Here is a 12,438-nt window from a genome sequence, read left to right as displayed (position 1 = left end):
CGCGTCCGCGCCCGCCGCGACGGCCGGCGGGAAGTGTTCGATCTTGCCCGCGCCGCCGCTGGCGATCACCGGGATGTCGACGACCGCGCGGACCGCCGCGATGAGGTCCAGGTCGAAGCCGGCCTTGGTGCCGTCGGCGTCCATCGAGTTGAGCAGGATCTCCCCCGCGCCGAGCTCGGCGACGCGGCGGGCCCAGCCGACCGCGTCGAGGCCCGCGCTCCGGCGGCCGCCGTGGGTGGTGACCTCCCAGCCGCTGGGGTGCTCGGGGCCCGGGCCGGACGCGACGCGGCGGACGTCGAGGGACAGCACGAGGACCTGGTTGCCGAAGCGGTCGGCGATCTCGGAGATCAGCTCGGGGCGGTGGATGGCCGCCGTGTTGACACCCACCTTGTCGGCGCCCGCGCGCAGCAGCGTGTCGACGTTGTCCACCGAGCGGACGCCACCGCCCACGGTGAGCGGGATGAAGACCGACTCGGCGGTACGGCGTACCACGTCGAGCATCGTGCCGCGGTCGTCCGACGAGGCCGTGACGTCGAGGAAGGTCAGCTCGTCCGCCCCGGCCGCGTCGTACGCCGCCGCGAGCTCCACGGGGTCGCCGGCGTCGCGCAGGTCGAGGAAGTTGACGCCCTTGACCACGCGCCCCGCGTCGACGTCGAGACAGGGGATGACCCGTACCGCCACCGTCATGATGTTCCCCCTATCGGGACGAGAGGACGGCGAGCGCCTCGGCGACCGTGAACGCGCCCGCGTACAGGGCCTTGCCCGCGATCACGCCCTCGACGCCGACCGGTTCCAGGGTGGCCAGCGCGCGCAGGTCGTCCAGAGTGGAGACGCCGCCGCTGGCGATGACCGGGGCCGGCGTACGGGCGCAGACCTCGCGCAGCAGCTCCAGGTTCGGCCCCTTCATGGTGCCGTCCTTGGTGATGTCGGTGACCACGTACCGGGCCGCGCCGGCCTTGTCGAGGCGTTCGAGGACCTCGTACAGGTCGCCGCCGTCACGGGTCCAGCCGCGGGCCGACAGCGTACGGCCGCGCACGTCCAGGCCGATGGCGACGCGGTCGCCGTACTCGCCGCAGATGCGGTCGCACCATTCGGGGTCCTCGAGGGCGGCCGTGCCGATGTTGACGCGGGCCGCGCCGGTGCCGAGCGCGGCGCGCAGCGACTCGTCGTCGCGGATGCCGCCGGACAGCTCCACCTTCACGTCGAGCCGGCCGACCACGTCCGCGAGCAGGGCGGCGTTCGAGCCGCGGCCGAAGGCGGCGTCGAGGTCGACGAGGTGCACCCACTCCGCGCCGTCGTTCTGCCAGGCGAGGGCGGCCTCGAGCGGGTCGCCGTAGCCGGTCTCGGAGCCGGCGGCGCCCTGGACGAGGCGCACCGCCTGACCGTCGGCGACGTCGACAGCGGGCAGCAGGGCAAGGGTCACGGCGAGGCTCCCAGGTAAGAGACGGCGAGAACTAGGAACGGCGGCCGAGGACGACGACGACCAGGGCCGGCAGGACGAGCACGATCATGGCGATGAGCACGAGCCGGAGGGCGAGCTCCGGCACGAGGAACCAGACGGTGGCCGAGGCCACCAGCGGGACGACGACGATGCCGAAGCGCTGCGCCCGGCTGCGCCGGTACAGGCGGCCGGAGCTGCGGCGTTGCGGCGTGAGCTTGCGGACGAGAGCGCGGCGGCGCTGCCGGCGGGCGACCTTGCGGGCGCGGGCGGCCTTCTCCTTCTCCAGGACGGCGAGCCGTTCCGCCCGCCGCCGGGCTCTCTCCTTCGACACCGGTCACGCCCCGGCGACGGCGCGAAGCGGGATCACAGCCGGGAGACCCAGTTGCGCAGCAGCGCGTAGCCGGCGTCGGCGGACTTCTCCGGGTGGAACTGCGCGGCCGACAGCGCCCCGTGCTCCACCACCGCGGCGAACGGCCCGTCGTGAGCCGCCGTGGTCACCGTGGCGCCCGCCTCGGACAGCGCGCCGAGGTTCTGCGCCGCGTACGAATGCACGAAGTAGAACCGGGTGTCCGACGCCAGTCCGTCGAGCAGGACCGACCCGGGCGGCACGGTGACCGTGTTCCAGCCCATGTGCGGGATGCGCCGCGCGGCGAGCTTGGTCACCGCGCCGGGCAGCAGGCCCAGGCCGCGGCTCTCGACGCCGTGCTCCACGCCGGTCTCGAAGAGGATCTGCATGCCGACGCAGATGCCCAGGACCGGGCGGCCGGCGGCGACCCGCTCGGCGATGACCGGCCCGGCGCCCAGCTTCTCGATGCCCGCCATGCAGGCGGCGTACGCGCCGACGCCCGGCACGACCAGGCCGTCGGCGTCGGCGGCCGCGGCCAGGTCGTCGGTCACGGTCACGTCGGCACCGGTACGCGCCACCGCACGCTCGGCCGAGCGCAGGTTGCCCGACCCGTAGTCGAGGATCACGACGGAACTCATGTGTTGTCTCCCGGGATGAGCCACAACACGCCACCGGCCAGCGCCAGCAGGGCGAGCACGGCGACCAGGCCGATCGAGAACTTGGTGGCGCCCTGCCGGACGAGCGAGACCACGCCGCCGACGAGGATGCCGGCGAGGGCCAGCAGCAGGACCGGGACGATGCTGCTCACAGCACACCCTTGGTGGACGGCAGCGCCCCGGCGTTGCGCGGGTCGATCTCGACGGCCTCGCGCAGGGCGCGGGAGAACGCCTTGAACTGCGCCTCGACGACGTGGTGGGCGTCGGGGCGGCCGCCGTCGCGGGCCGCCCGGAGCACGCTCACGTGCAGCGTCACCTTGGCGGTGTGGCCGAAGGACTCGAAGATGTGCCGGGTCATGCTCGTCGGGTAGACCGGCCCGATGTACGGCGCCAGCTCCGGTTCGTCGTGCACCACGTACGGCCGGCCGGACAGGTCGACCGCGGCGCGGCACAGCACCTCGTCCATGGGGATCGTGGCGGAGCCGTACCGCCGGATGCCGGCCTTGTCGCCGAGCGCCCGCGCGAACGCCTCGCCCAGCGCGATCGCCGTGTCCTCCATGGTGTGGTGGGCGTCGATCTCCAGGTCGCCCTCGGTGCGCACGGTGAGGTCGAAGCCGCCGTGCTTGGCCAGCTGGTTGAGCATGTGGTCGTAGAAGCCGACGCCGGTGGCGAGGTCGCCCTTGCCGGTGCCGTCGAGGTCGATCTCGACGAGGACCTTGGTCTCGTTGGTGACGCGCTCGACGCGCGCGGTGCGGCTCACGACAGGATCTCCTCGGCGGCGCTCAGGAAGGCGGATGTCTCGGTCTCGGTGCCCGCGGTGACCCGCAGCCAGCCGGGCAGGCCGACGTCGCGGATGAGCACACCGCGGTCCAGGAACGCCCGCCACACGGCGGCCTGGTCGGCGCCCGCCTCGAACAGCACGAAGTTGGCGTCGCTGTCGGCCACCCGCACGCCGCGCGCCCGCAGCGTCGCCACGATGCGGTCGCGCTGCTGCTTGATGGCCTCGACGCCGGCCAGCAGGGCGTCCCGCTGGGTGACCGCGGCGCGCGCGGCCGCCTGGGTCAGGCTCGACAGGTGGTACGGCAGGCGCACGAGCTGGACGGCGTCGACCACGGCGGGATCGGCCGCCAGGTAGCCGAGCCGGCCACCGGCGAAGCCGAACGCCTTGCTCATCGTGCGCGTCACGACGAGCCGCGGGTGGCCGGGCAGCAGCACCAGCGCGCTGGGTGTGCCCGGCCGGGCGAACTCGAAATACGCCTCGTCGACCAGCACCATGCCCTTCGCCACGCCGAGCACGGCGTCGATCACCGACGGGTCGAGCGCGGTGCCGGTCGGGTTGTTGGGCGAGCAGAGGAAGACCAGATCCGGCTGGTGCTCTTCGATCTGCGCGACCGCGGCGGCCGGGGTGAGCCCGAAGTCGGGGTCGCGCAGCGCACCGATCCAGCGGGTGCCGGTGCCGGCCGCGAGTAGCGGGTGCATCGAGTACGACGGGCCGAAGCCGAGCGCCGTGCGGCCCGGTCCGCCGAACGCCTGCAGCAGCTGCTGCTGCACCTCGTTGGAGCCGTTGGCCGCCCAGACGTTCGCGGTGCTCAGCCCGTGCCCCAGGTAGTCCGCGAGGTCGGCGCGCAGGGCGACGGCGTCGCGGTCCGGGTAGCGGTTGAGGTCGCGCAGCTCGGCCTGGACCGCCTTGGCGATCTCGTCCACCACGGCGTCGGGCACCGCGTACGAGTTCTCGTTGGTGTTCAGCCGCACCGCGACGTCGAGCTGGGGCGCGCCGTACGGCGACTTGCCCCGCAGGTCGTCGCGGATCGGCAGATCGTCGACGGTGGTCACGACGCGAACCGGGCCGTCACGGCCTGGCCGTGCGCGGGCAGGTCCTCGGCGTTGGCGAGGGCCACCACGTGCGGGGCGACGTCGCGCAGGGCGGCCTCGTCGTACTCCACGACGTGGATGCCGCGCAGGAACGACTGCACGGACAGCCCGGAGGAGTGGCGGGCGCAGCCGGCGGTGGGCAGCACGTGGTTGGAGCCGGCCGCGTAGTCGCCGAGCGAGACCGGCGAGTACGCCCCGACGAAGATCGCCCCGGCGTTGCGGACCCGCATGGCCCACTCGCGGGCGTCCCGAGTCTGGATCTCCAGGTGCTCGGCCGCGTACGCGTCCACGACCGCGAGCCCTTGGGCCAGGTCGTCGACGAGCACCACGCCGGACTGCGTGCCGCCCAGCGCCTCGCGCACCCGGGCTTCGTGCTTGGTGGCCGGCACCTGCACGGCCAGCTGCGCGTCGACCGCGTCGGCCAGCTCGGGCGAGTCGGTGACCAGCACGCTGGCGGCCAGGGGGTCGTGCTCGGCCTGGCTGATCAGGTCGGCGGCGACGTGCACCGGCGAGGCGGTGTCGTCGGCGAGGATCGCGATCTCGGTAGGGCCGGCCTCGGCGTCGATGCCGACCGTGCCCTGCAGCAGCCGCTTGGCCGCGGTGACCCAGATGTTGCCCGGGCCGGTGATGACGTCGACGGGCTCGCAGCGGTCGCTCTCGTCGGCGCCGTCGGAGCCGTAGCCGAGCATGGCGACGGCCTGGGCGCCGCCGGCCGCGTACACCTCGTCGACGCCGAGCAGCGCGCACGCCGCCAGCACACGCGCGTCGGGCAGGCCGCCGTTCTCCTGCTGCGGCGGGCTGGCCACGACCAGGGAGGCGACGCCGGCCGCCTGGGCGGGCACCACGTTCATGACGACGGTGGAGGGGTAGACCGCGAGGCCGCCGGGGACGTAGAGGCCGACCCGGGACACCGGCACCCAGCGCTCGGTGACGCTGCCGCCGGGCACGACCTGGGTGGTGACGTCGGTGCGGCGCTGGTCGGCGTGCACTTTGCGGGCCCGCTCGATCGCCACGAGCAGCGCGGCGCGGACGTCGGGGTCCAGCGCCTCGGCGGCGGCCGCGATCGCCTCGGCGGGCACGCGCAGGCGCTCGAGGCGTACCCCGTCGAATTTCTCGGTGGCCTCCCGGATCGCTGCGAAACCATGCTCCCGGACCGCCTCCACGACGGGGCGGATCTTCTCGACGGCCTGGGAGACGTCGAGCTGGGCACGGGGCAGCAGACCGCGCGGGTCCCGGCGGGAGCCGCGCAGGTCGATCCGATTCAGCACGCCGACAAGTCTAGGCCGGGATGCCGGCGGGGCCCCGGCGCGGTTCCAGGCAGTGAGAAGAGCGACTATGCGGCTTTTGCCGAACCCCCGGACAAAGATCACCGCTGCGGGAGGCGCGCGGAAAGCGACCATGCCGATACGCTCGTGCCGTGGGCGCGATTCTCCCGGTCTTCCCGCTGGGCACGGTGCTCTTTCCCGGCCTGGTCCTGCCCCTGCACATCTTCGAGGAGCGGTACCGCACGCTCGTGCGCGACCTGGTCGCCACGACCGACGCCGAGCCGCACGAGTTCGGCGTCGTGACGTTGCGGCACGGCTCCGAGGTGCTGCCCGGCGACGGCGACGGCGAGGCGCCCGCGGGCGGCGCGGTCACCCCGGACGAGCTGTACGACGTGGGGTGCACCGCCGAGCTGCGCCAGGTCACCGAGCTGCCGGACGGCCGCTTCGACATCGTGACGGTCGGGCGGCGGCGGTTCCGGCTGGTGAGTCTCCCGGCCGCGACGCATCCGTACCTGACGGCCGAGGTGGAGTGGCTGCCCGACGAGGAGGCGAGCGGAGGGACCGCCGAGCTGCTGGCGCCGCGGGTGCTGGCCGCCTTCCGCACCTATCTGGACCTGTTGCGCCCCGACTCGGAGGTGCTCGACCAGGTGCCGGACGACCCGACCGTGCTCTCGCACCTGGTCGCGGCGACCGCGCAGCTGACCACCGACGAGCGGCAGGAGCTGCTCGCCGCGCCGGACACGGCGACCCGGCTGCGCGCGGAGCTGCGGCTGCTCAACCGCGAGGCGGGTCTGCTGGCCAGGGTGCGGGCGGTGCCGGTGCCGCTGTCGGATCTGGCGCGTCCGGTGAGCCCGAACTGATCGGCGCGGCCGCCGGATCCCGGTCCTGCGGGTCGTCGCCGTCCGGGTCCCGGCCGTCCAGATCCTGGCCGTAGCCGGGCTTCGCGCCGGGCCGGTCCAGGTCCGGGTCGTTGGACCAGCCGGCCAGCAGCGTGGTGACGATGACGGCGGCGAAGGCCGCCACCAGCAGCGCCCCGTGCGCGTGCAGGTCCGGCGGCCGCTGGTACGAGTCCCCCACCGCCGAGTTCCGCTGCCAGGCGTTCCAGGCGCTCAGCCCGATGACCCGCCCGGTCCCCCACATCGTGGCCGACGAGGCGAGCCCGCCGAGCACGACGCCCAGCAGTAACGCCGGACCGCGGTCGCGGCGCAGCACCAGCCACACGACGATCGCGGCGACCAGCCCGAACCCGAAGCCGATGAGGGTGAACCAGCCGTCGGCCGCGATGTACTCCTCCGGCGACGGGTCGTTGACGACGATGCCGTTCTGCCCGGCGTTGACGACCGGCACGGACGGCGCCAGCCACGACCAGAGCAGCCCCAGCGGGCCACCGGCGACGGCCATGGCGAGCGTGATCAGGGCCGTGACGGCGACCGCGCGGCGGCGGCTGCGGGCCGGGCGCGGCGCCTCGAACCCGAACTCCTGCGGCGGCGGCCCGTACGGGTACGCGGGCTGCTGCTCGTAGAAGGACGGGCCCTGCTCCTGACCGGGGTTCACCCCACGATCCTGCCAGGTCGCGCCGGGCGTGTGCCGCGGACCATCAGGCGACCGCCGACGGGCCGAGGATCATCTTCAGGTCGGCGCGCAGGGCCGGCGTCGGCGCGACCTTGAAGCCGCCGAGACGCATGACCGTGGTCCGGCTGCCGTTGAGCAGGTGGACGTGCACCTCGCTGTCGCCGGGGTGGCTGACCAGGATCTCCTTGAGCTCCGACACCAGCGGCGGCGTGCAGCGGGTGATCGGCATGGTCAGCGTGATCGGCTTGGTGTCCGGGTTGTGCGTGACGTCCGGCATCGACATGTCCATCGCCATGATCCGCGGGGTGTCGTCGCGGCGGTCGACCCGCCCCTTCACGACGACGATCGCGTCCTCGGCGATGTACTGGCCGATGACCTCGTACGTGTTGGGGAAGAACAGCGTCTCCACCCCGCCGGCGAGGTCCTCCAGCGTGGCCGACGCCCAGGCCCGGCCCTGCTTGGTGATGCGCCGCTGGACTCCGGTGAGGATGCCGGCGAGCGTGACGACCTGGCCGTCCGGGACGGATCCCTCCTCGTTGAGCGCCGCGATCGTGGTGTCGGCCGCGTTCGCCAGCACCTGCTCGAGACCCGCGAGCGGGTGGTCGGAGACGTAGAGGCCGAGCATCTCGCGTTCGAAGGCGAGCTTGTCGCGCTTGTCCCACTCGCCGTCGGTGATGGGGGGCATGGCCACGGTCGCGGAGCTGCCGCCGGCCTCGTCGCCGAACGCGCCGAAGAGGTCGAACTGGCCCGCGGCCTCGTTGCGCTTGACGTCGGCGTAAGCGTCGATGGCCTCGGCGTGCACCGCCAGCAGGCCCTTACGGCTGTGCTTCATCGAGTCGAAGGCGCCGGCCTTGATCAGGGATTCGATCGTCTTCTTGTTGCAGGCGACGGCGTCCACCTTGGACAGGAAGTCGTAGAAGTCCTGATACTTGCCCTTCTCCTCGCGGCAGCGGGCGACCGCCTCCACCACGTTGTGCCCGACGTTGCGGATCGCGGCGAGACCGAACCGGATGTCCTTGCCGACCGGGGTGAACGGGCCGGCGGACTCGTTGACGTCGGGCGGCAGGACCTGGATGCCCATGCGCCGGCACTCGGCCAGGTACATCGCCATCTTGTCCTTGTCGTCGCCGACGCTGGTCAGCAGCCCGGCCATGTACTCCGCCGGGTAGTGCGCCTTCAGGTACGCCGTCCAGTACGACACCAGGCCGTACGCGGCCGAGTGCGCCTTGTTGAACGCGTAGCCGGCGAACGGGACCAGCACGTCCCACACCGCCTGGATCGCCTCGTCGCTGTAGCCGTGCTCGCGGCAGCCGTCGCGGAAGGGGATGAACTCCTTGTCGAGGATCTCCTTCTTCTTCTTGCCCATCGCCCGGCGCAGCAGGTCGGCCTGGCCCAGGCTGTACCCGGCGAGGATCTGCGCGGCGCGCTGCACCTGCTCCTGGTAGACGATCAGGCCGTACGTCGGCTCGAGGATCTCCCGGAGCGGCTCCTCCAGCTCGGGGTGAATGGGCGTGATGTCCTGGAGCTTGTTCTTGCGCAGCGCGTAGTTGGTGTGCGACTCGACGCCCATCGGGCCGGGCCGGTACAGCGCCAGGACGGCGGAGATGTCCTCGAAGTTGTCCGGCTTCATCAGCCGCAGCAGCGACCGCATCGGGCCGCCGTCGAGCTGGAAGACGCCCAGCGTGTCACCGCGGGCGAGCAGCTCGTACGACGCCTTGTCATCCAGCGGCAGGGCCAGCAGGTCCAGCTCCTTGCCGTGGTTGAGCTGGATGTTCTTCACGGCGTCGTCGAGGATCGTCAGGTTGCGCAGGCCGAGGAAGTCCATCTTCAGCAGCCCGAGCGTCTCGCACGTCGGATAGTCGAACTGCGTGATGATCACACCGTCGGTGGCGCGGCGCATGAGCGGGATGTGGTCGATGATCGGCTCGGCGCTCATGATCACGCCGGCGGCGTGCACGCCGGTCTGCCGGATCAGGCCCTCGATGCCGCGGGCGGTGTCGATGACCTTCTTGACGTCGGGGTCCTGCTCGTACAGGGCCCGGACCTCGCCGGCCTCGCCGTACCGCTTGTGCTCCTTGTCGAAGATGCCGGAGAGCGGGATGCCCTTGCCCATCACGTCCGGCGGCAGCGCCTTGGTGATCCGGTCGCCCACCGCGAACGGGTAGCCGAGCACCCGGGCCGAGTCCTTGATCGCGGCCTTGGCCTTGATCGTGCCGAACGTGGCGATCTGCGCGACCTTGTCCTCGCCCCACCGCTCGGTGACGTAGCGGATCACCTCGCCGCGCCGGCGCTCGTCGAAGTCGATGTCGACGTCGGGCATGGACACGCGCTCGGGGTTGAGGAACCGCTCGAAGATCAGGCCGTGCGGAAGCGGGTCCAGGTCGGTGATGCCCATCGCGTACGCGATCAGCGAGCCGGCCGCCGAGCCGCGGCCCGGGCCGACCGCGATGCCGTTGCGCTTGGACCACTGGATGAAGTCGGCGACCACGAGGAAGTACGACGGGAAGCCCATCTGGCTGATGACGCCGAGCTCGTACTCCGCCTGCTTGATGTGGGTCTCCGGGATGCCGTCCGGGAACCGGCGCTTGAGCCCCTCGAACGCCTCGTGCCGGAACCAGGACTCCTCGGTGTGCCCCTCGGGCACCGGGAACCGCGGCATGAGGTTCTTGAAGGTGAACATGCCCTCGGTGTCGACCTTCTCGGCCACCAGCAGCGTGTTGCGGCAGCCCTCCAGCCAGGCGTCGGAGGAGTCCACCGCGCGCATCTGGTCGGCGGACTTGATGAAGTAGCCGCCGCCGTCGAAGCGGAACCGGTTGGGGTCGGCGATGTTGCTGCCGGTCTGCACGCACAGCAGCACGTCGTGCGCCTCGGCCTGCGACTCGTGGGTGTAGTGCGAGTCGTTGGTGACCAGCGGCGGGATGCCGAGCCGGCGGCTGATGTCGAGGAGGCCGTCGCGGACCCGGTTCTCGATCTCGAGGCCGTGGTCCATGATCTCGAGGAAGTAGTTGTCCTTGCCGAAGATCTCCTGGTACTGCGCGGCGACCTTGAAGGCCTCCTCGTCCTGTCCCAGGCGCAGCCGGGTCTGCACCGCGCCGGAGGGGCAGCCGGTGGTGGCCATGATGCCCTCGGCGTGCTCGGCGATGATGTCCATGTCCATCCGCGGCCACTTCACGTAGTGGCCCTCCATGGACGCGCGGCTGCTGAGGCGGAACAGGTTCTTCAGGCCCTGCGCGTTGCGCGCCCACATCGTCTTGTGGGTGATCGCGCCGTTACCGGAGATGTCGTCGGACTTCTGCTCCGGGCGGCCCCACTTGACGCGCGCCTTGTGCAGGCGGGACTCGGGGGCCACGTACGCCTCGATGCCGATGACCGGCGTGATCCCCGCCGCGGTCGCCTGCGTGTAGAAGTCGTACGCCCCGTGCATGTTGCCGTGGTCGGTGATCGCCACGGCGGGCATCCCGAGACGATTGGCCTCGGTGAACAGGTCCTTCAGCCTCGCGGCGCCGTCGAGCATCGAATACTCGGTGTGCACGTGGAGGTGCACGAACGAGTCAGACACCCAGGGCCCCCCTTACTCCCGCGGCGGTTGTCGGCCCTGAGAGCCTAGTCCCGGCCCGCGGCGGGCGGCACCGCTGACACCCGCCTATTCGGCGAATGGCTCGATCATCACAGCGGCGGCGCGCAGCCACGCCTGCTTGGTCTCCGGCTGCAGCACCCCGTACTCGATGGAGGAGCCGACCTCCAGGGCCGGGTCGTACGGCACCACCGCGACCGCGCGGGTGCGGGTGGCGAAGTGCTTGGCGAGGTCGTCGAGCAGCGGCAGCTTGCCCGGCGAGGGGCAGGAGATCAGCGTCACCGCGTTGGCGACCAGGTCCTCCATGCCGGTCTCGTTGAGCACGTCGAGCATCCAGTCGGCGGTGAAGGCGGCGTCCTCGCGCGGCACCGTCGTGACGACCAGCTGGTCGGCGCTGCGCATGACGGTCTGCCAGTTGACGCTCTCGACGTTGTTGCCGGTGTCCACACAGACCACGTCGTGGGTACGCCGCAGCAGGTCCATCACCCGCCGCACCGTGCCCTGGTCCAGCCGCTGGGCGAACCGCGGGTTCTCCTCGCCGGCGAGCACGTCGTACGACCCGTCGGAGGCGTGCCGCAGGTAGCCGTCGAAGAACTGCATCAGCTCGTTGCCGTGCATGTTCTCGATCTGGAGCAGGTCGCTGACCAGGTGCCGGATCGTGCGCGCGTGCCGGGCGCTGCCGGCGCGCAGGCCCAGCGTGCCGCGCAGCTCGTTGTCGTCCCAGGCGAGCACCCCGCGGCCGCGCACGCTGCCGATCGTGGCGGCGGCCAGCACGGTGGCAGTGGTCTTGTGCACGCCGCCCTTGGGGTTGGCGAAGGCGAGCACACGCGGCTTGCCGAGCTTGCGCCGCAGCACCGAGGCCGCCCGGTCCTCCGGCTCGGGCCGGGTCTGCCGCCACTCGATGCGCGCCGCCGGCGAGGTCGGTGCGGCGGCACTGCGCGGCGGCCCGCTCATCGGCGGAACGCCCGGCGCGGCGAGCGGCGGCGCGCCCGGCGCCGTCAGCGGCGGCGGGGCGACGGGCGGCGGAGCGACGGGCGGGGGCAGCACGGACGCGGAACCGACCGAGGCGGCCCCGCGGCTGGGCGGGGCCTGCTCGGGGCTGACCCGGCCGAACGGCGGCGGCACCGACCGGGTCGCCGGGTTGAAGAAGCTGTGCGGCTCGGCGTCGGGGCGGGCCTGGAAGCCCTCGCCGATGCGGGACTGCCGGCGGGCCTCGAGCGGGTTGACCGGCCGCGGCTCCGGGCCACGGGGATCGAAGCCGCGCGGGTCCGGGCCGCGCGGGTCGGCGGCGGGGCGCTCCGGCGGCGGCAGCGGCTCCGAGGCGCCGAGGCGCTCGCCGAGGCTGGCCCGGCCGGGACGCCGCTCGAGCGGGTTCACCGGCGGCGGGGGCGGCGCGGGCGCGTAGCCGTTGTGCGGCGCGTCGCGGCCGGCCTGCTCGCGCAGCCGCGGGTCGAGCGGGTTGAACGGGCGGCCCACCGGGCGGCTGGGCAGCGGCGGCGCGCCCGCCTGGCGGCGCGCGGCGGCCTCCGGATCGTCCTGCTCGGCCTCGGACTCCTCGGCCGTCCGGGATCCGTGCCGGGCGCGGTCGAGCAGCGCCCGCCAACGCGGGGCTGGTTCCGCAGGCCGGCCCCAGCCGGTCTCGGTCCCGTCCACGGCTCGTCCTCCCAGCGCCTACTCGAACTCGGTCCTCGACGGCGTCGTCGCCTCGCAAC

At 72.7% G+C, this 12,438-nt stretch carries 12 protein-coding genes; 1 reads left to right on the top strand and 11 read right to left on the bottom strand.

The genetic code is table 11. The features are described 5' to 3' along the window. From hisF to hisD, 8 genes are all read right to left on the bottom strand, one after another. The coding region (gene hisF / locus AB0K03_RS40210) for an imidazole glycerol phosphate synthase subunit HisF (RefSeq protein ID WP_364697134.1) at positions 1–687 on the bottom strand (687 nt) is incomplete at its 3' end. Between the two features lie 10 nt (positions 688–697). Continuing rightward, entirely contained in the window at positions 698–1,423 is a 726-nt protein-coding gene (gene priA, locus AB0K03_RS40205) for a bifunctional 1-(5-phosphoribosyl)-5-((5-phosphoribosylamino)methylideneamino)imidazole-4-carboxamide isomerase/phosphoribosylanthranilate isomerase PriA (protein ID WP_364697131.1), read from the bottom strand. A 31-nt stretch (positions 1,424–1,454) separates the two neighbouring features. Further along, positions 1,455–1,772, bottom strand: a complete 318-nt coding sequence (locus tag AB0K03_RS40200) for a hypothetical protein (RefSeq protein WP_364697128.1) — start codon at positions 1,770–1,772, stop codon at positions 1,455–1,457. A gap of 32 nt (positions 1,773–1,804) precedes the next feature. Beyond that, positions 1,805–2,425, bottom strand: coding sequence for an imidazole glycerol phosphate synthase subunit HisH (gene hisH / locus AB0K03_RS40195; RefSeq protein ID WP_364697125.1), 621 nt, complete (start codon positions 2,423–2,425; stop codon positions 1,805–1,807). After that, positions 2,422–2,595, bottom strand: coding sequence for a hypothetical protein (locus AB0K03_RS40190; RefSeq protein ID WP_364697122.1), 174 nt, complete (start codon positions 2,593–2,595; stop codon positions 2,422–2,424). The genes hisH and AB0K03_RS40190 overlap by 4 nt, the downstream gene beginning before the upstream one ends. Further along, the gene (gene hisB, locus AB0K03_RS40185) at positions 2,592–3,203 is read right to left on the bottom strand and encodes an imidazoleglycerol-phosphate dehydratase HisB (protein WP_199514392.1); all 612 of its coding nucleotides are present in this window, start codon (positions 3,201–3,203) and stop codon (positions 2,592–2,594) included. Before hisB ends, AB0K03_RS40190 begins: the two co-directional genes overlap by 4 nt. Next, positions 3,200–4,276, bottom strand: a complete 1,077-nt coding sequence (locus AB0K03_RS40180; protein WP_364697118.1) for a histidinol-phosphate transaminase — start codon at positions 4,274–4,276, stop codon at positions 3,200–3,202. Before AB0K03_RS40180 ends, hisB begins: the two co-directional genes overlap by 4 nt. Further along, entirely contained in the window at positions 4,273–5,583 is a 1,311-nt protein-coding gene (gene hisD, locus AB0K03_RS40175; RefSeq protein WP_364697115.1) for a histidinol dehydrogenase, read from the bottom strand. Before hisD ends, AB0K03_RS40180 begins: the two co-directional genes overlap by 4 nt. Before the next feature lie 149 nt (positions 5,584–5,732). On the opposite strand from hisD, the gene AB0K03_RS40170 reads away from it, so the two are divergent. Continuing rightward, complete coding sequence (locus AB0K03_RS40170; protein WP_364697112.1) at positions 5,733–6,440, top strand: LON peptidase substrate-binding domain-containing protein; 708 nt, start codon at positions 5,733–5,735, stop codon at positions 6,438–6,440. On the opposite strand, the gene AB0K03_RS40165 is transcribed toward AB0K03_RS40170, so the two are convergent. From AB0K03_RS40165 to AB0K03_RS40155, 3 genes are all read right to left on the bottom strand, one after another. After that, the gene (locus AB0K03_RS40165; protein ID WP_364697109.1) at positions 6,355–7,134 is read right to left on the bottom strand and encodes a hypothetical protein; all 780 of its coding nucleotides are present in this window, start codon (positions 7,132–7,134) and stop codon (positions 6,355–6,357) included. The two genes, AB0K03_RS40170 and AB0K03_RS40165, sit on opposite strands and share 86 nt — an antisense overlap. 43 nt (positions 7,135–7,177) lie before the next feature. Then, a complete protein-coding gene (dnaE, locus tag AB0K03_RS40160) occupies positions 7,178–10,711 on the bottom strand; it encodes a DNA polymerase III subunit alpha (RefSeq protein ID WP_364697106.1) in 3,534 nt (1,177 codons plus the stop codon). A gap of 84 nt (positions 10,712–10,795) precedes the next feature. After that, positions 10,796–12,379, bottom strand: a complete 1,584-nt coding sequence (locus tag AB0K03_RS40155) for an AAA family ATPase (RefSeq protein WP_364697103.1) — start codon at positions 12,377–12,379, stop codon at positions 10,796–10,798. Positions 12,380–12,438: the final 59 nt, after the last annotated feature.

The organism is Actinoplanes sp. NPDC049316 (genome assembly GCF_040677315.1).
Classification (GTDB): domain Bacteria; phylum Actinomycetota; class Actinomycetes; order Mycobacteriales; family Micromonosporaceae; genus Actinoplanes.
The sequence above is the reverse complement of the archived record's forward strand: the minus strand, read 5'-3'. Positions and strand labels throughout refer to the sequence as shown.

Bases quoted from the DNA above. Each gene is read 5' to 3' on its own strand.
- hisH (WP_364697125.1), bottom strand. From the start codon at position 2,425: ATGAGTTCCGTCGTGATCCTCGACTACGGGTCGGGCAACCTGCGCTCG.